Here is a 25,779-nt window from a genome sequence, read left to right as displayed (position 1 = left end):
GGACAGAACGCGTCCGCTCGGGACAGAACGCGCCCGGTCGGGGCAGGCCGGCGGCCGGGGGTCAGCTCCCCTGGTAGAGCTCCAGCAGGCCCGGCGGCGGGTCGATGACCACGAGGCGCGCCCCGAGGTCGATCTCGGGAACGAGTTCCTCGGCGGCGGGAAAGAGGATCTCGTTGCCGGCGGCGTCGCGGATGACCCACAGCTCCGCGCCGCCGGAATCGCGGACGTCCTCGAGGACGCCGAGGTCCGGATCGGCGGGGGCGGCTCCGGCCAGACGCACGCGCAGGCCGAGCAGTTCGTGGAGGAAGACTTCGTCGGGATCGGGCGGGTCCAGGCGCGAGGCCGGCACGCACACGGCCAGGCCGCGCAGGGCCTCGGCGGCGTTGCGGTCCGGCACGCCGTCGAAGCTGACGAGCAGGCGCTCCTTGTGGACGCGGGCGGCGCGCACCGCGTAGTCGCGGCCGCGCCCCGGGGCCTGGCGGGGCGACAGGCGCACCACGGCCCCCCTCTCGAAATACGAGGGGGAGTCGGCATGGCTGTCGATGCAGACTTCCCCCCGGATGCCGTGGGCACGGACCACATCGCCCACGATGATGTATTTTTCCCCGGCCATGGCTGGGATGCGGACTGGAACGCCGGTGGGGCGCACCGGTCCGGCTATTCGAGGATCTCCAGCACCGAGCGCTTGCGCGCCTTGGTCGAAGCCGCTCCGAGGATGGTGCGCATGGCCCGGGCGGTACGGCCCTGTTTGCCGATGACCTTGCCGAGGTCCTCCTTGGCCACCTTGAGCTCGATGACCGAGGTCTGCTCGCCCTCAATCTCGGACACGTGCACTTGATCCGGGTTGTCCACCAAGGATTTGGCCATGTACTCGATCAAGTCCTTCAACATACGTACCTCCTGAGGGAACCGTAAGAACAAGCGAAGGACTTCCGCCTCCGTTTCCGGATTGCCCCCGGGCCGTACCCGGGGACGAACGCGGCGACGTCGCGGCTCTCGGCCCGGACCTCTCCTTCCAAAGCGGTGTCGGCCGCGGCCTTAGACGCCAGCCTTCTGCAGCAAGGCGCGCACGGTATCCGAGGGCTTGGCGCCGCGCTCAAGCCAGAACCGCACTTTTTCACTATCCACTTTTATTTCCGCCGGGTCAACCATGGGGTTGTAATGCCCGAGGTACTCCAGAGCCCGGCCGTCGCGGCGGGTGGCCGAGTCCATGGCGACGATGCGGTAAAACGGGCGCTTCTTGGAACCCATGCGGGTCAGACGCAGTTTCATGGCCATGACGTATCTCCCTTTATGCGATGCGTGATCGTTTGTTGTGGAAAGCCCGCGCCTTGCGGCTAGCGTTTTTTCCGTTTCTTCCGCTGTTCCTTCTTCTTCTTGGCGGCGGCCTTGGCCGCGGCCCGGGCGGTCTTGACCGCCTCGGGATCGAGCGGCATGCCGCCCCCGGGCATCTCGCCCATGCCGCCCATGCCGGGAGGCATCTGCGGCATCCCGCCGGGCATGCCGCCGGGCAACTTCATGCCGGGGGGCATCTTGGGCATGCTCGGCATGCCCTTCCCGCCCATCATGCGCTGCATCATCTTTTGCATCTGCGTGAAATTCTTGAGCAGCTGGCTGACTTCCAGGACCGTCGTGCCGGAGCCCCTGGCGATGCGCTCCTTGCGGCTGGTATTGATGAGCTTGGGGGCGACCCGCTCGGCCTTGGTCATGGAATTGATGATGGCCTCGACCCGGGCCATCTCCTTTTCCGGCATCTGCGCCTCGCCGAGCTGCTTGCTGACCTGGGACATGCCCGGGATCATCTTGAGCAGGCCTTCGATGGAGCCGAGCTTTTTGATGCGGCGCATCTGGGTGCGGAAGTCGTCCAGGGTGAACTGCGCCTTGCGCAGCTTCTTCTCCATGGCCGCCGCTTCGTCGGCGTCCACGTCGGCCTGCGCCTTCTCGATGAGCGTGAGGATGTCGCCCATGCCGAGGATGCGCGAGGCGGCCCGGTCGGGATGGAAAATCTCGAGGTCGGCGACCTTTTCGCCCACGCCCACGAGCTTGATGGCCTTGCCCGTGACCTGGCGCACGGACAGGGCCGCGCCGCCCCGGGCGTCGCCGTCCATCTTGGTGAGCACCACGCCCGTGATGTCGAGGTGGTCGTTGAAGGCCGCGGCCACGGTCACGGCGTCCTGGCCGGTCATGGCGTCCGCCACGAAGAGGATCTCGCCGGGGCGGGTCTTTTCCTTGATGGCGGCCAGCTCGTCCATCAGCGTTTCGTCGATGTGCAGCCGGCCGGCGGTGTCGAGGAGCACCACGTCGTGGCCGGTGCGCCTCGCCTCTTCCAGGGCGGCCGCGCAGATGTCCACCGGGTTCATGTCCGGGGTGGACGGATAGGCTTCGATGTCGAGCTGGTTGGCGAGCTTGTGGAGCTGGTCGATGGCCGCCGGGCGGTAGACGTCGGCCGGGACGAGGTAGGGCTTGCGCTTGAATTCGCGGCGCAGCTTCAGCGCCAGCTTGGCGCAGGTGGTGGTCTTGCCCGAGCCCTGCAGGCCCACGACCATGATCACGGCCGGCGAGGCCGAGAGGTCGAGTCCTTGCGCCTGGCCGCCGAGCAGTTCCACGAGCTCGTCGTGGACGATCTTGACCACCTGCTGGCCCGGGGTCAGGCTCTTGAGGACGTCCTGGCCCATGGCCCGCTCGCGGACGCGGTCGACGAAGTCCTTGACGACCTTGAAGTTGACGTCGGCCTCGAGCAGCGCCAGCCGAACCTCGCGCAAGGCCGCCTGGACGTTCTCCTCGGTCAGACGGGCGTGGCCTCTGATCTTGCGGAAGACGTCTTCGAGTCTGTCGGTCAGGTTGTCGAACATGGTCCCGGGGTACCTCTGTAAAGGGCAAAGTTTGACTACTTAACCGCCAACTGTCCAGGCGTCAAGCAAGAGGCCGTTCCTGGCCGGGAGCGGGAAAAAAAGGCCCCGTCCGGCGAGCGGACGGGGCCTTGACGTCGTTGATCGCCGGCAGTGGGGACTACCAGCTGTTGCGACGGGAGCCGCCGCCGTAACCACCGCCGCCGCCGCCGGAGCGGGGCTGACGCTCCTGCGCCTCGTTGACGCGCAGGTCGCGGCCGCCGAAAGCCTTGCCGTTGAGGGCTTCCATGGCGGCGTCGGCGCCTTCGGAGGTCATCTCCACGAAGCCGAAACCACGCAGGCGGCCGGTCTCGCGATCAATGATCAGGTTGACCGACTCCACGTCGCCGTAGGCAGCGAACAGGTCGCGGATCTCGTCTTCGTTGGTGGAAAAAGGAAGGTTGCCGACATAGAGTTTCTTGGACATCTGCAAAAGCTCCAGACTGGGATTTGGCTAATTCTTCAAGGTCGCGGGAGCTTGGCAAACGCAAAGATCCTCGGGGACGGTGACAAAGACTTAGCCGGATTGGATGGCCTGCATTATGCCGGCCCCAAAAAGCTGTCAACAGGTATTTTCCCGCCGGCGCCGCGCGGCGATCCGGCGCCGTCCCCCTCTCCCGCCGGGGTCAGCGTCCGATGGCCCGGGCGAAGCCCGCTTCGGAGCGGTCGATGACCGCCTCGTTCACGCAGAAAGCCAGCCGGAAATAGCCGGGCAGGCCGAAGCCGCGCCCCGGCACGGCCAGCACGCGCTCGGCCGCCAGGCGCTCGACGAAAGCCACCTCGTCCGGGTCCGGCGATTTGGGGAAGAAATAAAACGCCCCGCGCGGCATGAAGAACTCGTACCCGGCCTTGGAGAGCACCCTGGCCATGGCCGCCCGACGCCGGGAGTAGACCTCCCGGTCCACCTCCTGGCCCAGGGCACGCAGCAAAAGCGCCTGGCCCACGGCCGGCGCGTTGACGAAGCCCATGATGCGGTTGGCGATGACCATGCCGGCCACGAGCTTTTCCCGGCCGGGCATGTCCGGCGAGACCACGACGTAGCCCACCCGCTCGCCGGGCAGGGACAGGTTTTTCGAAAAGGAGCCGATGACCAGGGAATAAGGATACAGCGGCAGCACCGAGGGCACGGTCGCCCCGTCGTAGGCCAGGAAACGGTAGGGCTCGTCGGCCAGGAGGTAGATGGGCCGCTCCCGGCCGGCGCTTTTCCGCGTCAGCATGGCCGAAAGCTCCCGCAGGCGCTCCTCGGAATAGACCTGGCCGGTGGGATTGTTGGGGGAATTGATCATGACCACCATGGTGCGCTCGGAAATCGCCGCCTCCATGGCCGCCACGTCCAGGTCGAAATCGCCGGGCCGGGTCGGCACGGACTTCAGGGTCGCGCCGTGGTTGGCGGCGTAGAAGCCGTACTCCACGAAGTAGGGCGAAGGGCAGAGCACCTCGTCGCCGGGAGTGAGCACGGTGCGGAAAAAGACGTTGATGCCGCCGGCCGCGCCGCAGGTGAGCAGCAGGTCGGACGGCGAAACGGCGACGCCCTGCTCCTTGGACAGGTGCACGGCCAGGGCGGCGCGCACCTCGGGATAGCCGGGGTTGGGCATGTAGCCCAGGGCGAAGGGCCTGTCCATCTGGCCGGACAGTTCGGCCAGGCACTCCCCCACCACGGGCGGCGGCGGCAGGTCGGGGTTGCCGAGCGAAAAATCGCACACCGCCTCTTCGCCGAACTGCTTCTTGAGCTCCAGGCCCTGCTCGAAGATCTTGCGGATCCAGGCCCCGCCCGCCAAATACTGTTCCATCTGCTCGGTGACCAGCTTCACGGCCCGCCCTCCAACGAAAAATGTATCGCGGGACCTTCGCACCAAACCCGTCCCGACGCAATACGGCAACGGGTTTGCCGGCGAGCCGGCACGGCGGTGGCCGGGGGGTGGCGTCTTCTCCCCTTGACAAAACCGACCGGACGGTATCTTTACGCGGCATGTTCGACGCCTGCAGAAGGAAGAAGCAGCCCCAGCTCGTCCGGGCGCAGCTGCTCGAAGCCACGGCCCACATCGTGGCGGAGTGCGGCCCCGCAGGGCTGACCCTGGACGGCGTCGCCCGGCGGGCCGGAGTCAGCAAGGGCGGGCTCATCCACCACTTCCCGAGCAAGCAGGCGCTGATCGAGGGGCTCTTCGCGGCCATCGTCCAGGCCTTCGAGGACGCCCTGGCCGCCCTGATCGCGCGGGACGACGACCCGCGCGGCCGGTTCACCCGGGCCTATGTCGCGGCGGTGCTGGCCCCGTGCGACGGCGTCTTCTCCTGCAAGCTCATGGACGCCTGCGCCCTGGCCCTGACCGGAGACGTGGCCCTGCACGAGGCCTGGCACGCCTGGATGCGGGACCAGCTGGTCCGGCACGGCGAGGACGCGGAAAACGTGCTCGGGCGCATCATCCGCTACGCGGCGGACGGCCTCTGGCTCGAGGCGCGCACGCACCCGGCCGGCTTCCCCCTCAAGGACCGGCAAGCCGTCATCGAGCGGCTCACGGCCATGACCTACGACCTGTAACCTGTCGGAACGCAACAGGACCGCGCCCCGGCATTTCCGGCGCGGCCGCGGAAGCGGCCGGTCCGGCCCCAAGGAGCACCCCATGCCGCACAAGGTCGTTTTCCTGCACGGCAGCCCGCGCAAGGCGGGCAACACCCGCGCCCTGGCCGAGCTGGCCATGGAGGCCCTGGCCGCCCGGGGCGTGGCCTCGGAGGCGATCGACGTCCCCAGGCTCGAATACAGGCACCCGGGCTGCGTCTCCTGCTACCAGTGCCAGCAGGGCGAGGACTTCCGCTGCCACGTGGACGACGAATTGGCCAGAACCGTGGCCACGCTTCCCCGCTACGACGCCCTGGTCGTCGCCACGCCCGTCTACTGGTTCAGCCAGCCGGCGCAGCTCAAGATGTTCGTGGACCGCATGTTCAGCCTCGTCAAGATCGACGAGGACGGCAACGTCTTTTCGCCGCTGCGGGGCAAGGTGCTGGCCCTTTTCGCCACGGCCGGCGGCGAGGAGGAGGAGAACGTGGACATCCTGGTCAAGCAGTGGCGCATCCCGGCCGAGCGCATGGCCATGCCGTTTCTGACCTGCCTGTTCCCGTTCTGCCATTTCCCGCCTGGCGAGGCGGCCGGGGACCCGGAATCGGCGGCCCGGGCCCGGGAATTCGGCGACAGGCTGGCCAAGGCCCTGGCCGAGGCGCGCTGACCGCATCCGCCTTCCGGCCCGGGCCGCGCGCCTTGGGCCTCTTTTCGGGAGGGAACCGACAAAAACGGTTCCCTCCCGGTCGATAATCGCTTATTGTATTCGCCTCGCGGCATCTCCCGCCGACAATTCCTGCAAACGAGTATCCCTATGACCGAGGCGAAAAAGCCTGAAATCCTGGCCCCCGCGGGGGATCCCTATTCCTTTCTGGCGGCCCTGGCCGCCGGGGCCGACGCCGTGTACTGCGGGCTCAAGCACTTCTCCGCCCGCATGCTGGCCCGAAATTTCTCCGTCTCCGAGCTGGCCGCCCTGGCCGAACTGGCCCGGGCGCGAAACGTGCGCACCTACGTGGCCGTCAACACCCTGCTCAAGCCCGACGAGGCCGACAAGGCCGGCCGGCTCGTCAAGCGCCTCGTGGCCGACGTGGGCCCGGACGCGCTCATCGTCCAGGACATCGGCGTGGCCGCCGTGGCCCGCCAAGCCGGGTTCACGGGCGAGCTGCACCTGTCCACCCTGGCCAACGTGTCGAGCCCCACGGGCCTGGCCATGCTGCCCAAACTCTCCTTCGCCCGGGCCGTGCTGCCGCGCGAGCTCTCCGTGGACGAGATGCGCGAGATGGCCGAGGCCGCGCCCGAGGGCTTTTCCCTTGAGGCCTTCGTCCACGGTGCGCTGTGCTACAACGTCTCGGGCCGCTGCTACTGGAGCAGCTACCTCGGCGGCAAATCGGGCCTGCGCGGCCGTTGCGTCCAGCCCTGCCGCCGCCTCTACGACCACCGGGGGACCAAGGGCCGCTACTTCTCCTGCCAGGACCTGAGCCTCGACGTCCTGACCAAGGCCCTGCTCACCATCCCGCAGGTCACGGCCTGGAAGATCGAGGGCCGCAAGAAAGGCCCGCACTACGTCTACCACGTGGTGGCCGCCTACAAGCTCTTGCGCGACGCCCCGGACGACGCCTCGGCCAAGAAGATGGCCACGAGCTTCCTGGAGCAGTCGCTGGGCCGGGCCTCCACCAACTACAATTTCCTGCCCCAGCGCCCCAAGAATCCCGTGGACACCAAGGAGCGCACCGGCTCGGGCATGCCCGCCGGCAAGCTCACGCGCGGGGTCAAGCCCGGCCAGTGGAACCTGTCGGCCCGGGTGGCGCTCCTTCCCGGCGATCTGGTGCGCCTGGGGGCCGAGGACGAGCCCGGCCACCGCATCGTCAAGGTGACCCGCTCGGTGCCCAAGGGCGGCCGGCTGACGCTGACCTTCTCCGACGGCCCGCGCCCGGAGTCCGGCATGCCGGCCTACCTCATCGACCGCCGCGAGCCCGGGCTCATGGAGAAGATCCGGCCCCTCGAGGAGGCCCTGGCCAGGATTCCCGAGCGCGAGCCCAAGCCCGTGGAGTTCGTGCCCACGCTGCCCAAGCCCCGCAAGGCCGGCCGGGCCGAGCCGGCGAACATCAGCGTCTGGCGCCACCCGGACATGCGCAAGGAAAAGGGGCCGTTCGGCGTGTGGGTGTCCACCAAGCGGGCCCACAACCTGCCGCTGCAGCGCGCGGCCACGGTCTGGTGGTGGCTGCCGCCTGTGATCTGGCCCGACGAGGAAAGCGAATTCGTGAGCCTCGTTTCCGCCATCGTCTCGCGCGGCGGCAAGCGCTTCGTGCTCGGCGCGCCCTGGCAGACCGGGCTTTTCCCGGCTTCGGCCAAGGGGCTGGCCTTCTGGGCCGGGCCTTTCTGCAACATCGCCAATCCCATCGCCGTGGCCGAACTGGCCCGGCTGGGATTCGCCGGGGCCTTCGCCTCGCCGGAGCTTTCCGGCGAGGACCTCCTCGCCCTGCCCGGGCTCTCGCCCCTGCCGCTTGGCATCGTGCACAAGGGAGCCTGGCCGCTCGGGCTTTCCCGGGTGCTCTCGGGCGAGGTCAAGACCTGCCTGCCGGTAGTCAGCCCCAAGGAAGAGGGCCTGTGGGCGGTCAAGTACGACCGCACCTACTGGCTCTACGCCAACTGGGAGATGGACCTGCACAAGCACCGCGACGCCCTGGAAAAGGCCGGCTACGCCGTGTTCGCCGACCTGCGCGAGCCCCTGCCCAAGGACGTGGCCCGGCGGGAGCGCACCAGCCATTTCAACTGGGAGGTGGGCTTGCTCTAGGGCGGCCGCCCTTGCGCAAAACGTCGGCGTTTTTTAAACATACGGCGACGATCCGTCCGTATCCTCGCCGCGTTCGCCAAACCTTTCGCCAAGGACAGGACACATGGCCCGGCCGCGCAAGCTCTACATCGCCATGGTGGGCTTGCCGGCCATGGGCAAGTCCACCATCGCCGCCAAGATCAAGGAAAACCTGGAAAAGGACGACATCAAGGTCGGCCTTTTCAACAACGGGGACGTGCGGCGGCGCATGATCCCGGGCAACACCTCCCACCCCGACTTCTACAATCCCGCCAACGCCCAGGCGGCCGGGCTTCGCGAACGCATCGCCGCGGTCAACTTCGCCGAGGCCAAGGCCTTCCTCGCCACCGACGGCGACATCGCCATCCTCGACGCCACCAACGTCTCGAGAAAGCGCCGCCAGACCCTGCTCGAACAACTGCCCAACCATCCGGTGCTCTTCGTCGAGTGCATCAACGACGACCCGGAGCTTTTGGCCCTGTCCGTGGCCCGCAAGACCCGGCTGCCCGAATTCTCCCACTTAAGCGAAGCCGAGGCCAAGGCCAGCTTCGTCACCCGCATCGGCTACTACCGCCACATCTACGAGCCGCCGGACGAGGTGCGCGACCTGGTGCGCCTGGATACGCTGAACAACCGCATCCTGGCCGAGCATGTCTCGGCCGAGATGCCCTACTACGGCCGCATCCGCGACCTGCTCATGTCCGACTGGATCAAGAACCTCTTTCTCGTGCGCCACGCCGAGAGCGAATACAACGTGAAGGACCGGGTGGGCGGCGACTCGGGCCTGACGGAAAAGGGCCGCAAGCAGGCCTGGGCCTTGTCGCGCCATTTCATCGGCACGCCGCTGCCCTACATCTTCACCAGCACCCTGAAGCGCACCCTGGAGATGGCCGAACCGCTGCTCGAGACGCGCAAGGGCACGACCATCCACCACGCCTTCCCGGAATTCGACGAGATCGACGTGGGGACCTGCGACGGCATGTCCTACGCCGAGATCGAGCGCGACATGCCCGATCTTTTCGCGGCGCGCAGCCGCAACAAGTACAACTTCGTCTATCCCGGCGGCGAGGGCTACGCCACCATGGCCGGCCGGGTCTACCGGGGCGTCAAGAAGGCCATCTATCTCAGCGGCAATTCCGAGCACATCATGATCATCGGCCACCAGGCGGCCAACCGCATGATCCTCTCGGACTTCCTCTTCCGCCGGGCCGAGGACGTGCCCTACATCTTCATCCCCCAGGACAAGTTCTTCCACATCGTTTCGACCCAGACCAAGAAGCTCTTCGAGCTGCGCAAGTACTGATCCGCCGCCCGGCCCGCCCCGCGTCGCCACGTCCCCGGGTCGCGCCGGGGCCGCGTGGTCGGAATGCCGTAGTCGCAGGCCGACAGGACGTCGCACCGAGCCACGCCGGGGACGCGCCCAGCCGGCCCGGTCGGCCGGTCGGGGCCTCAGCGGCAGCCCCGCGCGAACGTCCACCTCGGCGGGCGGGCGGTGCTCGCCAACGGTCCCGCCCTTTCGGCTCCGCCCCTGTCGCCGCCCGTCGGCCAACCAAGGGGCGGATGCACCGCCGCCGCTCCTCCCGCAGCAAATCTCGGACGTTTTCCGCGCCGCAGCATCGTTGGAAGCGATGCGGGGACAAATTGTCCCTTGCAAAACGCCTCCCGCCTGCTACTGTTTCCCAAACTCATAATTCATACCGCAACGATGCGGATGAAGGATGCGGCCGCGCTTTTGTCTTGCGCCTGGGGTCAGTCACGCGGCCGCACTGTGTAACAATGCTACACAAGGAGGGACGACATGACCACATGGGAGAAGAAGATCGACATTCGCAAGGTCTTCGTGCTGCAGCCCACCCGCCCTGTCACCTACTTCGGTGTCGGGGCCGTGGCCAAGATCGACGGCATACTGGAAGGGCTGGCCGCCAAGGGCACGGACAAGTTCCTCGTGGTCACCGACGCCGTGGCTTACAAGGCCAGCGGCGCCTGGAAGACCGTCAAGCCGGCGCTCGACGCCCGCGTCGCCTGGAAGCACTACGACAAGGTCCGCCCCAACCCCACCTACGCCAACTGCGAGGAGGCCGCGGCCATGGGCCTGGACTTCGGGGCGAAGGCCATACTGGCCATCGGCGGCGGCAGCGCCATGGACACGGCCAAGACCGCCGCCGTGCTCATGCGCCACCCCGGCCAAAAGGCCGTGGACTTCTACGAGAAGGGCGCGCCCATCGACGACGCCGCGCCTTTGGTGCTCATCAACACCTCCCACGGCACGGGCTCGGAGTGCGACGCCTTCGCCGTGGCCCAGTCCGACGGCGAGGACAAGCCGGCCATCAATTCGCCCCACATCTACGCGACCTTCACCATCGAGGACCCGGCGCTCACGGCCACCATGCCGACCAAGCAGACCATCTCCACCTCCATCGACGCCGTGAACCACGCCCTGGAAGCGGCCACCACCATCACCACCACCCCCTACTCCATCGGCCTGGCCCGCGACGCCATCCGCCTGGTGGCCACCTACCTGCCCACGGCCATCGTGGAGCCCGGCAACCTCACCGCCCGCTACTGGCTCATGTACGCCTCGGCCATCGCCGGCATCAGCTTCGATCTGGGCCTGCTCCACATCACCCACGCCATGGAGCACGCCATGAGCACGCTCAACGCCTCCGTCACCCACGGCGACGGACTCGGCATCCTCATGCCGGCCATGGTCCAGGAAATCTATCCGGCCGTGCCGGAAGTCATCGCCGAACTCTTCGCCCCGATCATTCCAGGTCTCAAGGGCGTTCCGGGCGAAGCGGACTACGTTGTGGAAAAACTGCGCCAATGGTGCCACGGCGTGGGGCAGTCCACGTCCATGGCCGGCTGCTTCAGCGAGGCCGACGTCCCGGCCCTGACCAAAACGGCCATGGCCTCGTCGCTCTCCAAGATGCTCCTTCCCCTGGCCCCGGTGCCGGTGACCGAGGAGCTGGTGGCCCGCATCTTCCGTAATTCGCTGTAGGCGTTTCCCGCGCCGACGCCCGGGGCCGGGGTCTCGGCCCCGGGCGGGTTCGCCGTATAAAAGGCATGGATTCCATAGCTTTGCAAAAATCAGGCCGACTTGACGCAGACGGTCCTTTGCCCTAACAGGAGACTGGCGCGAGCGCCTGCCCCCGGACGCTTTCGTTGCGTGTCCGGAGCGGCCGCCGCGCCGTCAACCGCCGGGTAAGTCCGTTTGAACGTCATGCCGCCCCACCCCGCCCAGACTTCGCTCATCTTCTTCTCGCTTTCCGTGGCCGCCCTGTATGGCCCGGCCCTGCTCGCGGCGTTCGGCCTTTACCTGTACCTTTCCCGGAAAAAGACCCGCCTGGCCCGCCGCCAGGAGAAGCACCAGCGCATCCGCGAGGCCATCGCCGCCCGGGGCTTCGCGGCGCGCCGCAAGCTGGCCCTGGAGCGCCAGCGCGCCAACATCCGCGAGCTGGCCGTCATCGTGCGCGAGCAGCTCGAGGGCAACAAGCGGCGCATGACGCCCTACATGCACCAGCGCACGTCGGTCTTCATCGAGAAGGCCGTCACCGTCGTGGACTTCGACGGCCTGCTGGCCCTGCACCGCTATCTGGCCGAGGCCGACCCGACCGAGGCCTCGCTGCTCATGGATCTCTTTTTCGAACAAACGAGGTAGGCATGTCGTTCCCTGAAGACATCGGGAAATTCTTTTCCAGGCTCATCAACAGCTTTCGCGGCGAGGCCGCGACCTGGCAGCGCGAGAACCAGCCCGAGCTCGACCGGCTCAAGGGAGAGAAGCTCGTGGCCGCAGCCGAACTCAAAAAGCGCCTGGAGATCATGGAAATCCGCTTTCGCGAGGAATGCAGGCGGACGCAGATGGAAGAGGAGCGCCAGACCGAGCAGTTCGGGGAATTCCTGGCCAGCATCGACGAGATGAAGGCCAACATGCTCGAATATTACGCCTCCATGCCCAAGCCCCTGGCCCTTATGATCCACCACCACGCCGCGGAGCTGCTCAAGGAGGCCTGGCACAGCCCCGACGCCCGGGAGCGGGTGCAAAAGCAGGCCCGCTTCACCCAGTTCATGCTCACCATCACCGAGGACCTGACCGAACTCGGCAACGGCGGCGCGCCGAAAGCCCTGCCGGAAAAGACCATCGCCTTCATCCGGGACGAGGCCGACTGAGGCCGGATGGCGCGCAAGGCCGCCACAAGCCCGTCAGAAAGAAAAAGAGGCGAACCGACTTCCGCCCTTTCGCCCCTCGCACGCACAGAATTCTCCCCCTTGGGGGTGGTCCAGGAGGAGCCCCCGGCCCCTCCTCGCCGCCGGAGGCATTCCCCCCCGCTCCCTCACTCCGCCTCGCCCTGCGGGCGCGACGCGGCCCGGCGTTTTTCCCGGGCCTCGGTGAGGCAGGAGACGCCCTCGCCTTTGCGCAGGGGCACGAAGCACAGGTTGTCGCTCACGCAGGCCGACGGGGCGACGTCCCCGGCGCGCCAGCGCGCCACCAGCCCGGGCTCGCGGATGAGCGGCCGCGACAGGGCCACCATGTCGGCCATGCCCGAGGCCACGACGGCCTCGGCCGTTTCCAGACTGCGCACCCCCCCGACCAGGATGAGCGGGATGCCCAGCCCCTGGGCCTTGAGCGCCCTGGCCGACTCGCGGTACCAGGCCTCGCCCTCCGGGATGGCGAAGCGGCCCGGCCGCACCGGCGAGAGCCGGCCGGAATCCAGGGTGCCGCCGGAAAGCTCCACCGCGTCCACGCCGGCCGCCTCGAGCCAGGCCACGACCTGCCGGCTCTCGGCAGCGGTCATGCCGCCCTCGATGAAATCCTCGCTGTTGATCTTGACGAGCAGCGGAAAGTCCCGGCCGACCAGGCTGCGGATGGCCCCCACGGTTTCGAGCAGCAGCCGGGCCCGGTTCTCCAGCGACCCGCCGTAGGCCCCGCTGCGGCGGTTGGTACGCGGCGAGAGGAATTGGCTCAAGCCATAGCCGTGGGCAGCGTGGATCTGCACCCCGTCCGCGCCGGCGTCGCGGCAAAGCGCGGCGGCCGCGCCGAAGGCGGCCTGGACGCGGGCCAGGTCCTCGGCGGTCATGGCCCCGCTCGGACCGATGCCGGCGGCCGCATTCCCCTCGCTTTCGGACGGCCCCACGGCCGGCTCCCCGGACAGGGCCGAATCGGCCCGGCCGCCGGCATGGGCCAGCTGCACCACGAAGCGGCCGCCGTGGGCGTGGACGCACCGGGCGAGCCTGGCCACGCCGGCCTCCATGGCGGGCGTGTGCACGCCCATCTGGCCGACCCCGGCCTGGCCGCGCTTCTCCACATAAGCATGACCCGAAACGACGAGCCCCACCCCGCCCCTGGCCAGGGCGGCCATGGCCGCTTCCAGCCGGTCCGTGACCGACCCGTCGGGCGCGGCCAGGCCCTCGGCCGTGGCCGAGCGGACGAAGCGGTTGGCGATGCGCATGCCGTTTACGGCAATGGGGGAAAAGACCTGCATGGCGGTGCTCACGCCGCCTCGAAGCGGTCCAGGAAGCGTTCCAGGTCGTTTGGCTCGCCGTCCTGGTAGTCTTCCGGATAGAGCAGCGCGCCCATGAAGAAGATGCTCTCCAGGGACAGGGCCATGCCGGCCCGGCGCGCGAAATCCTCGAGCCCGGCAACGAAGGCGGCCGCGCCGTCGGCGTCGCTGTCCGTCAACGCCTGCGACGCCTCCTCGGGCAGGGCCTCCAGAGCCAGGCATTTTTCCGTGAGCCTGGCCCGGTGCGCGGCGGCGTCCCCGTCCTCGTGCAGCGCCCGCGAGGCCTCGGCCTCCAGACGCCGCACCTCCCGGGCCGCGTCCGCGACCAGATCGTACGCCTCGGCGGGAACCTTGCTTTTGGCCATCGTGCCTCCCTGCGCGACCCTTGGTCAGGTCACGCTCCCGCGATCCTAGCAAAACCGCGCCTCCAGGCCAAGTTCCGTCGACATCTCCGGGCGGGGACGCCGCCGCCGGCCCCTTTCCCCCTTCCCAACGACCCCTTTTTTCCGTAACATACGAAACGCTCATGACTTCCTCCACCGACAAGCCGGCATCGGCCCCTGCCGCCCTCGACCACGCAAAAGCGACGCCGGAGGGCATCTGGTCCCGCCTGCGCTTCGACAGGCGCGACAGGGTGCTGCTGGAGCTGGTGGACGACGTGCTGGGGCATCCTTCCTCGAGTCTCAAGCGGCTGCTCGCCCCCTATCTCCACCCCCACGGCATCAAGGAAATGGCCGCCCCGCGCGAGCTGCGCATCGCCTACGCCACGGCCCGGCTGCTGAACTCCCTGGAAGCGGACCAGGTCGAGCGACGGCTTTCCGCCCTGCGCTCCCTGCGCGACGAGGTGCTGGTCACGGCCGAGTCGGGCCTGGAAAAAAACACCGCCCGGGTGCTCCTGCAGCTCATGAAGGATCTGGTGCGGGCCGGGGGCGACCCTCGCCGCCGGCTGGAGCTGGCCCACGACTTCCGGGCCGCCGTGACCGGCAAGCCGCGCCTGGTGCGCCGGCTGCTGGCCGAGCGCCACCTGCTGGAGATGCCCGAGGCCCAGAACCAGATCGCCTTCGACGACCACGTCCACGACGCCAGCACCAAGGGCCGCAAATCGCCCACCCACCTGGTCCTCGACGCCTGGATCAAGGGCATCCGCCGCCTGACCGTGGTCCACTACCATTTCGTGCGCCAGGAAACGGCGGCCGAACTGCTGGAGGCGGCGGCCATCATGGGACTGGCCGCGGACATCGCCGTCGAATGCATGGCCCGCCAGGGAGAAAGTACGGTCAAACTCCTGTGGACGCCCGAGGGGCTGACCGAGCCGTGGAGCTTCGCCGCCTTCCTGGGCCGCCCCGAAGTGCGCCGGTTCATGGAGGAGGGGCGGACCGTATCGGCGCGCTGGCGCGACAACGCCCTGGCCCTGCTCGCCGCCTTCAACGTGCGCCACGCCCCGGGGCTTCGCGCCGCGACGGGGCTGGCCCTGCCGCCGCTCGCCCCCGAGGCCTTCCTGGCCTTCGTGGGCGCGGGACAGCCGAGCGCCTACCACCTGGGCCGCTACATCCACGAATCGGCCCTGCCGCTGCTCGAAGCCCGGGCCGGGGAACTGGCCCACCTGCCCGCAGACGCCCCGGAATGGAAGGCCCTGGGCGCGGCCTGCGACGCCCTGGAGGTGGAGGCCCTGCTCGGCGGCTGCCTGTCGCGCCGGGCCAACCCGGAGATCACCCCGCCGGACGCGGCCGCGCCGGGGCAGGCCCTGCCCGAGCGCCTGGCCCAGTCCCCGGCCGCCCTGGCCAGACGCCTGGCCGGGCTGCACCGGCCGGCCAGGCTGACCCTCGTCGCGGCGGAGCTGCGGCAGCAGGACGTGCTGCTGGCCCTTTTCGCCTGCCAGGGCGCGGTCACCCACCTGGAGATCTTCAACCTGCGCGTCTTCGAGACCCTGCCCCAGTCCACGGACGGCTCGCTGGAGCTTCTGGCCGCCTGCAACGCCGGCGACGTGGCGGCGGTCAAGCGGCTGCTCGTCGCGGCCTCCGCCGCCGCCTCCCAGACCGGCGAGACGGACGCGGCGGCGCGGCTCCTGGAGCTGCGCCAGGAAGCCGCCGGGCTTTGCGACGCCTACCGCCGCGCCCCCCTGGGCGTGCGCCTGGGCTCGGACTCCGCCGGCCGCTCCACCCGCAGCCACGGCATGGGGCTGGTGGTGGCCGACACCCTGCCGGCCCGGGCCAGGGCCCACCTGGCCCGGCGGATGCAATCGCCCCGGGAAAGCCTGCGCCGGGCCATCCCCGTGGGCGTGGCCGTGACCCCGCGCCTTTCCGCCCTGCCCGACGCCTTCACGCCGGGGCCGTGCACGCGGCTTCTGCGCCGCCTGCGCGAACTGCCCGGCCTGCGCCTGGCCGGCCACCGCTGGCGGCTGTCCTGGATCGTGCGCCGCCACTACAAGGCCACGCCGGACACGGCCAACATCCACACCCTGGGCGGCATCCAGGAAACGACCTGCGACAGGCTCGCCGCCGAGACCACGCGCTGCCGAGACCGGCTGCAGTGGCGCTACGTGAGCGGCACGCTCAAGAACACGCTGAAGATCCTCGTCGGCTTCGGCGTGGCCGCCGCCTCCTTCGCGGCGGTCAACTCCTGGTGGGTGCTGGCCTACGGCGGGGCCTGCATCTGGTTCGGCATCACCGGCCTTCGCAACATCATCCAGGCGGCCATCGGCTGCGGCGGCCTGCACCGCAGCCCCATGCTGGCCCTCACGGACTACGTCAGCGTCGACCGCATCGCGGATTCGCTTTTCTACACCGGCTTTTCCGTGCCCCTGCTCGACATCCTCGTGCGCAAGCTCCTCCTGGAACAGACGCTCGGCATCACCACGGCCACCGACCCCCTGGCCCTGTTCGCGGTCATGGCCCTGGCCAACGGCCTGTACCTGGCCAGCCACAACCTCTACCGGGGCCTGCCCACGGCCGCCGCCGTGGGGAACCTCTTCCGCAGCATCCTGTCCATCCCCCTGGCGCTCGGCATCAACCAGGGGCTTGCCCTGGCGCTTCGCCTCTCCGGCGCGGCCGCGCCCGAGGCCGCCCTGGAGCCCTTCGCCGCCATCGTGTCCAAGTTCGCCTCGGACGGCGTGGCCGCCGGCATCGAGGGCCTGGCCGACCGGGCGCGCTACGTGCGGCTGCGCATCCGCGACTACCGCGACAAGTGCCGCCAACTCTACGAGGCCCAGAGCCAGATCGAACGGGCCTATCCCGACGCGGACGCGGTCAGCCTGCTGGAAGCGCCCAAGACCCTCATGGCCGAACTGCGCCAGCGACGCGGCGACCTGGAGAAGATCGTCATCGTCAACGCCCTGGACTTCCTCTATTTCTGGATGCACCAGCCCCAGGCCCGGCCGGTTCTGGCCAAGACCATGCGCGGCATGACCCTGGAGGAACGCCGGGTGTTCCTGCTCTCCCAGGACGTGCTGCTGCGGGAAAAGGAGATCAGCCGACTGCTCATCGACGGGCTCGTGGGCCGCAACTTCGCCCCGGCCCTGGCCTTCTACCTGAGCAGCTTCCGGCGCTACCTGGCCGACATGCGCCACCTCGCCGAGCGCTTCCCGCCGGCCGCGAGCCAAAGCCTCGAAAACACCGCCCCCGGCCGCCGCAAGGACCAGGAACTGCCGTAAGCGGATGGTTGAGAAGCCGGGGGGGATGCCTCCGGCGGCCAGGAGGGGCGACGGCCCCTCCTGGACCACCCGTCCGGCTGCCGGCCCGGGCCGGCAAGACGACGCCGGGACAGGGGACGGCGGAGGCTGGCCGTTCCCCGCCGCCCGACCGGACGGTCCGGGGCGGCGGGGAAGGTCGTGCGGTGACAGGCTAGGATTCGCTCGCGCCCACGCCCGAAAGGGCGCTCGAAATGATGCTGTCCATCTTTTCCATGGGATTGCTGCCCGAGGCCTGCTGGGCCGCGTTGCCGTAGGCCTGGGCGGCGGAGGCCTGGGCGTTGCCGCCGCTGGGGGCCTTGGGCGGGGTCAGGGAGGACATGTCCCCGGATTGGGCCGCCTCGGAGAACTTGTCGGCCATTTCGCTGTACATTTTCGCTTCGTTGGAATCCGACGAGTTGCTGGCCGCTTCGCTTAAGCTGTCGGAAATCTTCTGGGCCGCCGCCTTGAACTTTTCGGGGTCCGAGCTGGCCAGGTCGCTGAGCTTTTGCATCATCTCCGCGCCCTTGGAAAAATTCTTGTCGTCCCCGGACACGGTGAGCTGCGTGGAGGAGTCCGAGTCCGACGTGGAGCTCGTGCTCGACGTCGAGCTGCCGGTCAAGGTGGAAAGCGTCGTGGAGCTGGAATAATTCAGGCTGACGAGGTCAGTGGTCATGGCGTTTCTCCTTTGGTTTCGTGCACCCTTGCCGGCCTTATCGGCCATGATCCAAAGGAGTTTATGGGGAAAAAAATATTTTTATCTTGTAACCTTTCACACTATCCATCGTCACCAAGCTCTTCAGCATGCATCGCCCTCAAAGTACACAGCATTTGCAAAGCTACAAGGCCATCCTCCCCCGTTACTTCTTGTAATTTTTCCCGCTCTATTCGACACACAAGATCAATTTCCTTCACATAATCATCCATATTTTGCCACAGGACACATTATTCCTAAACGATATCCGCCATAGCTCTGTCGTTTACGTCAAAAAGCCCGCGGAAATCGGCGATACGCTTTCCTCTATCCTCTCCCGGCAGCCGCACGGCCCCCCCCAGGCCGCCGATGGCCGTTGGCAGCCCGTGCACGGAGGCGTCGCCGCAGCCGCTCGCGCGGCGCGACCGCGCACGCCGCGACACGGCGGACTGCACGTCCGCCGCCGCGGCCTGAAAAAAAGCGTCCGGGGAATACGAAGGCCGGCCGGGAAACGACCCTGCCGGCGACAGGACAGCGGAACAGGCAGCCGCCGGCAGGCCTAGAACATCTGCTTGAGCAGGTCTTCGCCCTTGCCGAGCGGCGCGTTGGGGTCGGTGAAGAAGGCCTTCTCCTGCTCCTCGTCCATGATGGCCATGGAGCCGCGCTCCGTGCCTTCCTTGAAGGCCATGGGCACGCCGTCCACGTTGCCCATGACGATGCCGGGCGGGCGCGAGAAGTCCTCCACCGGATAGTCGTCCTCCACCACTTTGCGGTAGTTGAGCCAGATGGGCAGGGCCGCCCGGCCGCCGGTCTCGCCCTTGCCCATGGGCTTGGGCTGGTCGAAGCCGATGTAGCAGCCGGTGAGGAGATAGGGCGAGAAGCCCATGAACCAGGCGTCCTGGAACTCGTTGGTGGTCCCGGTCTTGCCGGCCAGGGGGCGGTTCAGGACCTTGACCGCCGTGGCCGTGCCGGCGCGCACCACTTCCTTGAGCAGGCAGTCCATGACGTAGGCGGTCTGGGGCGAGAGCACCTGCTTGATCTCGGGCTTGTTGACGTAGATTTCCTCGCCCCAGGGACTTTTCACATCCAGAACGAAGCGGGGCTTGATGGTGGAGCCGTCGCGGGCGAAGGAGGAATAGGCCTGCACCATGTCCAGGAGGTTGACGGCCACCGCCCCCAGGCTCACGGGCAGATAGGGCACGAATTCGCCGCGAAGCCCGAGCTCCCGGGCGCGGTCCACGATCTTCTTCATGCCCACCTGCTGGGCCACGCGCACCGTGACCAGGTTCTTGGACTTGGCCAGGGCCGAGCGGATGGTCATGGGGCCGCCGTAGTCGCCCTCGTAGTTGCCCGGGGACCAGACCTGGCCGCTCCAGGGATCGCGGTAGGAAAAGGGCCCGTCCATGACCACCGTGGCCGGGGTCATGCCGTTGTCCATGGCCGTGGAATACACGATGGGCTTGAACGACGACCCGGGCTGGCGGAAGGACTGGGTGGCCCGGTTGAACTGGCTTTTTTCGAAGGAGAAGCCGCCCACGCAGGCCAGCACCTCGCCCGTGCGCGGGTCCATGGACACAATGGCCCCCTCGATGCGCGGCTCGAGCTGCATGGCCAGCTTCCACACCGGCCGGCCGGGCTTGACCGAGGCCGGAGCGGCGGCGGGCTGGGCGGGCTTGGCCGGGGCCTTGCCCTTGGCCGGCGGCGTGCCGGGCTGGGCCGGGGCCTCGGCGGCCTTCTGCGCCCCGGGCTTTTCCGGCATGGCCAGAACCGAGGCCCAGACCAGGTCCCCGGGTTCGACCTTGCCCTTGGCGAAGCTCATCTCCTCGGCCGGGATGAAGCCGTACTTGTCGCCGAAGCGCACCGTCGCGCCCTGGGCCGAGACCTCCTGCACCAGGGCCTTGACCCAGCGGCCGGGCACGAGCAGGGACTCGGGCACGTTGCTGTGGGCGTAGAAATCCTCGTATTTTTCCTTGTCGAGCTTATCCAGGGACGGCTTGTACCCCCGGCGCTTCTCCGAGGCGACCAGCCCCTCGCGCAGCGACCGCTCGGCCGCCTCCTGGTGCTTGAGGTCGACCGCCGTGCGCACGTGCAGGCCGCCGTTGTAGACCTGGTCCTCGCCGAAGCGGTCGATGAGCTCCCGTCGCACCTCCTCGAGGTAGAACGGAGCCACCTCCCAGGACGGGTCGGGCATGCTTTTGAACACCAGCGGCTCGACCACGGCCGCGTCGTGCTGGGCCTGGGTGATCCAGCCCTGGACCAGCATGCGGCCGAGCACGTACTTCTGGCGGTTCTTGGCCGACTCGAAGTCGCGGAAGGGGCTGTAGCGGGTGGGCGCTTGCGGCAGGCCGGCCAGCAGCGCCGCCTGGGCGATGGTCAGGTCGCCGACGTGCACGCCGAAATAGGTCCGGGCGGCCGCTTCCACGCCGTAAGCCCGGGAACCCAGGTAGATCTGGTTGAGGTAGATGGTGAGGATCTCGTCCTTGGTCAGATACTTCTCCAGGCGATAGGCCAGGATGGCTTCCTTGATCTTGCGCTTGTAGCTTTTCTCCGAGGAGAGCAGCAGGCGCTTGATGATCTGCTGGGTGATGGTGGAGCCGCCCTGCTTGATGCCGCCGCGCTGGAGGTTTTTTATCATGGCCCGCACGATGGCCGAGATGTCCACGCCCTCGTGCTGGTAGAAAGTGGAGTCCTCGGCGGCCAGAAAGGCCTTGGGCAGAAATTCCGGCATTTCCGAGAGCGTCACCAGGAAGCGCTTCTCGGAATAGAGGTAGCCGAGCACCTTGTTTTCGCGGGTGTAGATGGTGGTGACCAGCGGCGGCCGGTAATCGGTGATTTTACGAAAACTCGGCAGATCGCTCGAAGCCCAGTAGTACAGGCCCACGAGCCCGGCCGCGCCGGAGATGCCGCCGACGACGAGCAGGAGGATCAAAAGGACGAAGAGCTTTTTCACGTGCCAAATCTCGCTGGGGGGGGAGTGACGGCGGGCATGCCTTCCTTGGGGGGCAATCCCCAGGCCAACCGCAACCGGCCATGCAAATCCCGTACCTGGGCCTCGGCGACCTCAAGCAGGGCCAGCATGCCGGCCACGGTGCGCCCTTGCCGGTGGACCAGACAGTTCGTGGCCGCGAAGGCCGACACCCTTCCCGAGGACATCCAGAAGGGGAACAGACGACAATAATACGGCCGCGCCGGCCTTGGCAAGGAGCATCCGTCGGCGCGCAGGAAGACGCAACGCCCCCCGGCGGAGACGGACAGGCGCAGATGCCGGCCGCCCGCGGGGAAAAGCGCCTCCACGGCCCGGCGTTCCCTGGGGAAGAGCCGGTGCATGCCGGAGAGGAACGAGGCGCTGTTGGGCTCGGCGGTGAACGCCCCGCGACCGAGCCCCACGTGTTCGACGATGCGGCCCCGCTCCATTTCGGACACGGGAAAGCACTGGTCCTCGTGGCCCGGGGTCAGCTCGCAGCAGGTGGGGCCGGCGGCGGCGCACCGGGCGCAGACGTCCGGCGCAAGCGGCGTGGGGGCCTCCCCCGGCCGATCCATGGACATGAGCCAACCTCCCGGCGCGTCGCGGACGCGGCGTCTTCGCGACTCGCGAGGCGTACATAATACCCGACGCCCCGGCCGTAAAGGGCGTGCACGCCCCAACGGACGCGAGACGACGCGCCGCGCCCGGCGAGCGACGGCGACGGCGCGGCGAACGCATCGGGCCGCGTCAGCGCGACAGCTTCTCCAGGGCCAGCTCGGTCAAGGCCAGCCGGCCGTCGACCTCCTCGAGCAGGCCCAGGTGCACGAGGTCGCGCACCATGGGCTGGACCTGGGAGAAATGGCGCACCAGGGCCCGGCTGATGTCCTCCTCCGTGGCCGGCGGATCGCAGGCCCGCAGGATGTCCTTGGCCGTCTGGGTCAGGGCGCCGTCGGGCTTTATCGCGGCAACGCTTTCGTCCGCATCGATACGTCTGTCGGACGTCATGCAGTCTCCTTTTTGCAAAAATACCAATCCGGGCAGGCCGCGCCGCCGGCCTTGGCCCTCTCCTCGGCCATGGCCTGCGTGCGCGGCGGCGGGGCGAGCACCGGCTCGCCGGGCTTCCAGCCGGCCGGGGTGGCGATGCCGTGGGCGTCGGTGGCCTGCAGGGCGGCCACCAGCCGCACGATCTCGCCCACGTTGCGCCCGGTGGTCATGGGGTAGGCCGAAAACGCCCGCACGATGGTCCGGTCGTCGATGACGTAGGTCATGCGCACGGGTTCGTTGGGCGATTCGGCGGACATGAGCATGCCGTAGCGCCGGGCCATTTCCCCGGTGACGTCGGCCGCCAGGGGAAAGTCGATGGTCACGGCGAACCTGGATTCCAGGGAGCGCACCCAGGCGATGTGGGAAAAGATGGAGTCCACGGACAGGCCCAGCAGTTCGCAATGCATGCCGCGCAGCTTCTCGCGCGCCCCGGCGAAGGCGATGAGCTCGGTGGCGCATACGGGCGTGAAGTCCGCCGGGTGGGAAAAAAGCACCAGCCAACTGCCCCGGAAGTCCTCCAGGCGCAGGATGCCCTGGGTGGTTTCCGCCTCGAAGTCCGGGGCCTGCTCGCCGATGCGGGGCGGCAGTAGAGTCGCGTCGCGGTCCGTCATGGATGCTCCTTGCCGGCCGCGTCATAACGTCACGGCGCGGCGCGGATGTCCAATATATCGCCGCATCGACGCCCGGCGTCAAGCGCGGCAGGCGCATTCACGACCGCGCCGCCCTGTTTCGGACCGGGCGGACCTTCAGTGCATGACGCACATATCGTCGGCCAGGCGGTGGTGCAGGGCGGCCTTGATTTCCCGTACCTGCTCCGGGTCCTCCACGCGGCGGCCGTCGCAGCCGCGCACGTAGAACACGTCGCGCACCCGGCCGGCCGGGGTCATGACCTTGGCCAGGTGCGTCTCCAGGCGCAGCTCGTAGAGGGTGCGGGCGATGTCGTAGAGCAGGCCCACCCGGTCGTCGCATTCCACCTCGACGACCGTGTAGAGGTCGGAAATCCTGTTGTCCACGTTGACCTCCGGCGGCGTGCGCGGCCCGGAGACGGCCGACGTGCAAAGGGGCGAGGCCCGCTTGCGGGCCAGGCGGTAGGCCAGGAAGAGCTTGCCGCACAGGGCGTAGCGCACGGCCCGGGCCACCCGGGCGAAGACCTCGTCGGCGTAGAGCACGTCCGGGGGATTGGCCGTGCGCAGAGAGAGGATGGTCACCCCGTCGTCGAGGACGAACACGTCGGCGTCGTGGATGCACAGGTCGTGCAGCGCCAGCACGCCGGCCACGGTGGCGAAAAGCGCCCGCACCCGCCGGGCGGCCACGGTGACGCGAAAGCCCCCGCCCCCGGGCAGGGCCTCGTGGGAGAGCGCCACCACCTCCCGGCCGCTTCCTTCGCGGGGCGTGGGCCGCATGCGGCGGTCCTCGGCCTCGGCCGCGTCCAGCTGTCCCAGGAGTTCCAGGTGGGCCAGGATGGCCTCGGGACTCTCCACGACCAGGTAGCGCGGCGGCATGGCCAGGATGGCCCGCTCCAGGGCCTCGGGGTCCAGGCGTCCCCGGGCGGTGTCGCGCAGCCGGTCGCGGGTGGCCAGCATGACCTCGGCGTCGTCGCGGTCGAAGATGCGCCCCTGCTCGATGGCCTGGCGCACCTTGGCGTAGAGGTCGAGGACCAAGCTTTCCTTCCAGGCCGTCCAGGCTTGCGGCCCGGTGGCCAGGCCGTCGCAGCGGGCGATGAGCGCCAGCATGTCGAGGAGCTCCACGGTGGCCGCCCGGGAGGCCACCCGGGCCACGACGTCGGGGTCGGCCAGGTCGCGGCCTGTGGCCGTCTCGGGCAAAAGCAGATGCTCGCGCACGAGCGCGGCCACGGCATGCCGGGCCTCGGGCGGGGCGGAAAGCCGGGCGAGCATGTCCTCGGCCAGGGCCGCGCCCTTCTCGGCGTGGCCGCCGCCCAGGCCCTTGCCCACGTCGTGGAGCAGCGCCCCCCAGAAGACCGGCTCCGGCCGGGAAAGCCCCGCGAGCAATCTGCGCCAGCGGGCGTCGCCGCCGCCGGCCCGCAGCTCGGCCAGAAGGCGCACCGCCTCCAGGCTGTGCCGGCCCACGGGATGCACGTGGTAGATGTCGAAGGAGACGATGTCCTCGACCCGGGAAAATTCCGGCAGGGCGGCGCGCAACAGCCCCGAGGCCATGACCGCCTCCATGGCCGTGCCCGTGGCGTCGGCCATCATGACCGCGCCCAGGCCCTCGTAGAGCCGCCGGCCGGTGCGCGGCGAGACCCCGGCCAGGCGGCCGAGCTCGCCGGAAAGCGCCCGCAGCCGGCGCATGGTCTCGTGGGACGGGGGCAAGCCGGCGGCGGCGCAGGCCAGGAGCAGGTCGAAGACCGCGTCCATGGCCGCCGCGTCGGAAAGGCCCGGGGCGAAGCGGATGCCCTCGGCGGCCTTTTCCACGCCACCCGCCAGGGGCATGGCCGGCGCGGCCAGATCCACCGCGCCCACGGCCCCGGCCAGAAGCGGCCAGGCCGAGCGGCGCAGGGCCTTGATGTCGGCCATGCGGCGCAAAAGCCGGGCCAGGAACCGTTCCACCCCGGCCCGGTCGCCACGCGGACCGAAGCCCATGGCCTCGGCCAGGCGCTCCTGGAACTCGAAATAGAGCTTGTCGTTCTTGCGGCCGCACAGCCGGTGGAGGTGCATGCGGGCCGCGAGCACGAAGGCGGCGTCCTCCTCCAGGGCGGCCAGCTCCGGGGCGAGGATGCGGACGTCGCCGTCGCGGGCCGGATCCAGGGCCAGGAGCCAGCGGACCTGGTGGGCGTCGCGAAGCCCGCCCAGGCCGTTTTTGAGGTTGGGTTCGAGCATGCCCCCGGCGTCGCCGTAGCTGGCCTTGCGGGCCTCGTTGGCGGCCTCGAGCCAGCGGGCGAAATCGGCCGCCCGGGCCGGAAAGACGTCCCGACGCAGGCGCGCAAGCAGGCCCTCGCCGACCTCGGGATCGCCGGCCACCAGGCGCATGTCCACGAAGGAGGCCAGTACCTGGTGGTCGGTCCGGGCCAGGTCCAGGCATTCGCTTATGGCGCGCACCCCGTGGCCGAGGTCCACGCCGAGGTCCCACAGGGGGAAAAAGAGGAACCGGGCCAGTTCCGGGGCGTCCGGCGGCGCTTCGCCGCCGTAGACCACCAGCACGTCGATGTCCGAGGCCGGGCACAGCTCGCCGCGGCCGTAGCCGCCCACGGCGACCAGGGCGAAGGTCGGGCGGGCGCAGGCGCCCTCCTCGTACTCGGCCAGGCGTTCGCGGAAATAGCGGTCGTAGACGTCGGAAAGGGCCCTGACGTAGGCCACGTCCACGTTGCCGTCGGCCAGGGCCGTATCCAGGAGGGCCTTGCCCTCCACGAGGCGGGCCGCGCTTTGAGGCCTGTCGGCTGGGACCATGCCGGTCTCTCCCTTGAAACGACGCAAAACCGGGGAGGAGCGCGTGGCTCCTCCCCGGGCGTGTTCTGTTGACGGCTTCGGGGAACGCCCCGAAGCCGGGCTAGACGGCCGCGTTGCCGGTTTCGCCGGTGCGGATGCGGATGACCTCGTCGATGGTGGAGACGAAGATCTTTCCGTCGCCCACCTCGCCGGTCTGGGCGGCGGCCTGGATGGTCTTGATGACCTCGGCGGCCACGCCGTCCTCCACGATGAGCTCCAT

23 protein-coding genes are annotated in these 25,779 nt (G+C 68.8%); 8 read left to right on the top strand and 15 right to left on the bottom strand.

What is annotated here, in order from left to right; genetic code table 11:
- Window positions 1-61: 61 nt before the first annotated feature.
- The 6 genes from rimM to Q1K70_RS19720 all read right to left on the bottom strand — a co-directional run bounded on the left by rimM (window position 62) and on the right by Q1K70_RS19720 (window position 4,699).
- Window positions 62-613, bottom strand: coding sequence for a ribosome maturation factor RimM (gene rimM / locus Q1K70_RS19745; protein WP_300163586.1), 552 nt, complete (start codon window positions 611-613; stop codon window positions 62-64).
- Between the two features lie 44 nt (window positions 614-657).
- A complete protein-coding gene (locus Q1K70_RS19740; RefSeq protein ID WP_300163583.1) occupies window positions 658-891 on the bottom strand; it encodes a KH domain-containing protein in 234 nt (77 codons plus the stop codon).
- Window positions 892-1,038: 147 nt separating this feature from the next.
- Complete coding sequence (gene rpsP, locus Q1K70_RS19735; protein WP_300163581.1) at window positions 1,039-1,278, bottom strand: 30S ribosomal protein S16; 240 nt, start codon at window positions 1,276-1,278, stop codon at window positions 1,039-1,041.
- 59 nt (window positions 1,279-1,337) lie between these two features.
- Window positions 1,338-2,852, bottom strand: a complete 1,515-nt coding sequence (gene ffh, locus Q1K70_RS19730) for a signal recognition particle protein (RefSeq protein ID WP_300163579.1) — start codon at window positions 2,850-2,852, stop codon at window positions 1,338-1,340.
- A gap of 157 nt (window positions 2,853-3,009) precedes the next feature.
- Window positions 3,010-3,315: an RNA-binding protein gene (locus Q1K70_RS19725; protein WP_300163576.1), complete on the bottom strand. Its 306-nt coding sequence runs from the start codon at window positions 3,313-3,315 to the stop codon at window positions 3,010-3,012.
- Between the two features lie 199 nt (window positions 3,316-3,514).
- Window positions 3,515-4,699, bottom strand: a complete 1,185-nt coding sequence (locus Q1K70_RS19720) for a pyridoxal phosphate-dependent aminotransferase (RefSeq protein WP_300163573.1) — start codon at window positions 4,697-4,699, stop codon at window positions 3,515-3,517.
- A 158-nt stretch (window positions 4,700-4,857) separates the two neighbouring features.
- On the opposite strand from Q1K70_RS19720, the gene Q1K70_RS19715 reads away from it, so the two are divergent.
- From Q1K70_RS19715 to Q1K70_RS19685, 7 genes are all read left to right on the top strand, one after another.
- Window positions 4,858-5,424: a TetR/AcrR family transcriptional regulator gene (locus tag Q1K70_RS19715; protein ID WP_300163570.1), complete on the top strand. Its 567-nt coding sequence runs from the start codon at window positions 4,858-4,860 to the stop codon at window positions 5,422-5,424.
- A gap of 82 nt (window positions 5,425-5,506) precedes the next feature.
- A complete protein-coding gene (locus Q1K70_RS19710) occupies window positions 5,507-6,106 on the top strand; it encodes a flavodoxin family protein (RefSeq protein ID WP_300163567.1) in 600 nt (199 codons plus the stop codon).
- Window positions 6,107-6,253: 147 nt separating this feature from the next.
- Window positions 6,254-8,233: a U32 family peptidase gene (locus Q1K70_RS19705; RefSeq protein WP_300163564.1), complete on the top strand. Its 1,980-nt coding sequence runs from the start codon at window positions 6,254-6,256 to the stop codon at window positions 8,231-8,233.
- A gap of 103 nt (window positions 8,234-8,336) precedes the next feature.
- Entirely contained in the window at window positions 8,337-9,554 is a 1,218-nt protein-coding gene (locus tag Q1K70_RS19700; RefSeq protein ID WP_300163561.1) for a 6-phosphofructo-2-kinase/fructose-2,6-bisphosphatase, read from the top strand.
- 495 nt (window positions 9,555-10,049) lie between these two features.
- On the top strand, window positions 10,050-11,249 hold the full coding sequence (locus tag Q1K70_RS19695; RefSeq protein ID WP_300163558.1) for an iron-containing alcohol dehydrogenase: 1,200 nt from the start codon (window positions 10,050-10,052) through the stop codon (window positions 11,247-11,249).
- 222 nt (window positions 11,250-11,471) lie between these two features.
- The gene (locus Q1K70_RS19690) at window positions 11,472-11,909 is read left to right on the top strand and encodes a hypothetical protein (RefSeq protein ID WP_300163656.1); all 438 of its coding nucleotides are present in this window, start codon (window positions 11,472-11,474) and stop codon (window positions 11,907-11,909) included.
- Between the two features lie 2 nt (window positions 11,910-11,911).
- A complete protein-coding gene (locus tag Q1K70_RS19685; RefSeq protein WP_300163555.1) occupies window positions 11,912-12,418 on the top strand; it encodes a hypothetical protein in 507 nt (168 codons plus the stop codon).
- Between the two features lie 164 nt (window positions 12,419-12,582).
- Here the strand turns inward: Q1K70_RS19685 and Q1K70_RS19680 are convergent, their stop codons facing one another.
- Window positions 12,583-13,743: an NADH:flavin oxidoreductase gene (locus tag Q1K70_RS19680; RefSeq protein ID WP_366521744.1), complete on the bottom strand. Its 1,161-nt coding sequence runs from the start codon at window positions 13,741-13,743 to the stop codon at window positions 12,583-12,585.
- Window positions 13,740-14,114, bottom strand: coding sequence for a hypothetical protein (locus tag Q1K70_RS19675; RefSeq protein WP_300163552.1), 375 nt, complete (start codon window positions 14,112-14,114; stop codon window positions 13,740-13,742). The genes Q1K70_RS19680 and Q1K70_RS19675 overlap by 4 nt, the downstream gene beginning before the upstream one ends.
- A 161-nt stretch (window positions 14,115-14,275) precedes the next feature.
- Between Q1K70_RS19675 and Q1K70_RS19670 the strand changes: the two genes are divergently transcribed.
- Window positions 14,276-17,398, top strand: coding sequence for a hypothetical protein (locus Q1K70_RS19670; protein WP_300163549.1), 3,123 nt, complete (start codon window positions 14,276-14,278; stop codon window positions 17,396-17,398).
- Between the two features lie 190 nt (window positions 17,399-17,588).
- Here Q1K70_RS19670 and Q1K70_RS19665 read toward each other — a convergent pair whose 3' ends face one another.
- From Q1K70_RS19665 to Q1K70_RS19635, 7 genes are all read right to left on the bottom strand, one after another.
- On the bottom strand, window positions 17,589-18,089 hold the full coding sequence (locus Q1K70_RS19665; RefSeq protein WP_300163546.1) for a hypothetical protein: 501 nt from the start codon (window positions 18,087-18,089) through the stop codon (window positions 17,589-17,591).
- Window positions 18,090-18,666: 577 nt separating this feature from the next.
- On the bottom strand, window positions 18,667-21,057 hold the full coding sequence (locus Q1K70_RS19660) for a PBP1A family penicillin-binding protein (RefSeq protein ID WP_300163543.1): 2,391 nt from the start codon (window positions 21,055-21,057) through the stop codon (window positions 18,667-18,669).
- Window positions 21,054-21,653, bottom strand: a complete 600-nt coding sequence (locus Q1K70_RS19655) for a zinc/iron-chelating domain-containing protein (protein ID WP_300163540.1) — start codon at window positions 21,651-21,653, stop codon at window positions 21,054-21,056. The genes Q1K70_RS19660 and Q1K70_RS19655 overlap by 4 nt, the downstream gene beginning before the upstream one ends.
- A gap of 166 nt (window positions 21,654-21,819) precedes the next feature.
- Window positions 21,820-22,077 (bottom strand): hypothetical protein, encoded by a 258-nt coding sequence (locus Q1K70_RS19650; RefSeq protein ID WP_300163537.1) that lies wholly within the window; start codon window positions 22,075-22,077, stop codon window positions 21,820-21,822.
- On the bottom strand, window positions 22,074-22,727 hold the full coding sequence (locus Q1K70_RS19645; protein WP_300163534.1) for a peroxiredoxin: 654 nt from the start codon (window positions 22,725-22,727) through the stop codon (window positions 22,074-22,076). The genes Q1K70_RS19650 and Q1K70_RS19645 overlap by 4 nt, the downstream gene beginning before the upstream one ends.
- 135 nt (window positions 22,728-22,862) lie before the next feature.
- The gene (locus Q1K70_RS19640) at window positions 22,863-25,520 is read right to left on the bottom strand and encodes an HD domain-containing protein (RefSeq protein ID WP_300163531.1); all 2,658 of its coding nucleotides are present in this window, start codon (window positions 25,518-25,520) and stop codon (window positions 22,863-22,865) included.
- Between the two features lie 100 nt (window positions 25,521-25,620).
- Window positions 25,621-25,779 (bottom strand): P-II family nitrogen regulator, encoded by a 159-nt coding sequence (locus Q1K70_RS19635; protein ID WP_300163650.1) that lies wholly within the window; start codon window positions 25,777-25,779, stop codon window positions 25,621-25,623.

The sequence above is a fragment of the Solidesulfovibrio sp. genome, from assembly GCF_029978005.1.
Classification (GTDB): domain Bacteria; phylum Desulfobacterota; class Desulfovibrionia; order Desulfovibrionales; family Desulfovibrionaceae; genus Solidesulfovibrio.
The sequence above is the reverse complement of the archived record's forward strand: the minus strand, read 5'-3'. Positions and strand labels throughout refer to the sequence as shown.

Excerpts from the sequence above, each read along its gene's own strand:
- rpsP (WP_300163581.1), bottom strand. The coding sequence starts at position 1,278 with ATGGCCATGAAACTGCGTCTGACCCGCATGGGTTCCAAGAAGCGCCCG.
- Q1K70_RS19675 (WP_300163552.1), bottom strand. The coding sequence starts at position 14,114 with ATGGCCAAAAGCAAGGTTCCCGCCGAGGCGTACGATCTGGTCGCGGAC.
- rimM (WP_300163586.1), bottom strand. The coding sequence starts at position 613 with ATGGCCGGGGAAAAATACATCATCGTGGGCGATGTGGTCCGTGCCCAC.
- Q1K70_RS19670 (WP_300163549.1), top strand. The coding sequence starts at position 14,276 with ATGACTTCCTCCACCGACAAGCCGGCATCGGCCCCTGCCGCCCTCGAC.
- ffh (WP_300163579.1), bottom strand. The coding sequence starts at position 2,852 with ATGTTCGACAACCTGACCGACAGACTCGAAGACGTCTTCCGCAAGATC.
- Q1K70_RS19725 (WP_300163576.1), bottom strand. The coding sequence starts at position 3,315 with ATGTCCAAGAAACTCTATGTCGGCAACCTTCCTTTTTCCACCAACGAA.
- Q1K70_RS19710 (WP_300163567.1), top strand. The coding sequence starts at position 5,507 with ATGCCGCACAAGGTCGTTTTCCTGCACGGCAGCCCGCGCAAGGCGGGC.
- Q1K70_RS19740 (WP_300163583.1), bottom strand. The coding sequence starts at position 891 with ATGTTGAAGGACTTGATCGAGTACATGGCCAAATCCTTGGTGGACAAC.
- Q1K70_RS19700 (WP_300163561.1), top strand. The coding sequence starts at position 8,337 with ATGGCCCGGCCGCGCAAGCTCTACATCGCCATGGTGGGCTTGCCGGCC.
- Q1K70_RS19655 (WP_300163540.1), bottom strand. The coding sequence starts at position 21,653 with ATGTCCATGGATCGGCCGGGGGAGGCCCCCACGCCGCTTGCGCCGGAC.
- Q1K70_RS19695 (WP_300163558.1), top strand. The coding sequence starts at position 10,050 with ATGACCACATGGGAGAAGAAGATCGACATTCGCAAGGTCTTCGTGCTG.
- Q1K70_RS19640 (WP_300163531.1), bottom strand. The coding sequence starts at position 25,520 with ATGGTCCCAGCCGACAGGCCTCAAAGCGCGGCCCGCCTCGTGGAGGGC.
- Q1K70_RS19645 (WP_300163534.1), bottom strand. The coding sequence starts at position 22,727 with ATGACGGACCGCGACGCGACTCTACTGCCGCCCCGCATCGGCGAGCAG.
- Q1K70_RS19635 (WP_300163650.1), bottom strand. The coding sequence starts at position 25,779 with ATGGAGCTCATCGTGGAGGACGGCGTGGCCGCCGAGGTCATCAAGACC.
- Q1K70_RS19650 (WP_300163537.1), bottom strand. The coding sequence starts at position 22,077 with ATGACGTCCGACAGACGTATCGATGCGGACGAAAGCGTTGCCGCGATA.
- Q1K70_RS19715 (WP_300163570.1), top strand. The coding sequence starts at position 4,858 with ATGTTCGACGCCTGCAGAAGGAAGAAGCAGCCCCAGCTCGTCCGGGCG.
- Q1K70_RS19665 (WP_300163546.1), bottom strand. The coding sequence starts at position 18,089 with ATGACCACTGACCTCGTCAGCCTGAATTATTCCAGCTCCACGACGCTT.
- Q1K70_RS19685 (WP_300163555.1), top strand. The coding sequence starts at position 11,912 with ATGTCGTTCCCTGAAGACATCGGGAAATTCTTTTCCAGGCTCATCAAC.
- Q1K70_RS19690 (WP_300163656.1), top strand. The coding sequence starts at position 11,472 with ATGCCGCCCCACCCCGCCCAGACTTCGCTCATCTTCTTCTCGCTTTCC.
- Q1K70_RS19705 (WP_300163564.1), top strand. The coding sequence starts at position 6,254 with ATGACCGAGGCGAAAAAGCCTGAAATCCTGGCCCCCGCGGGGGATCCC.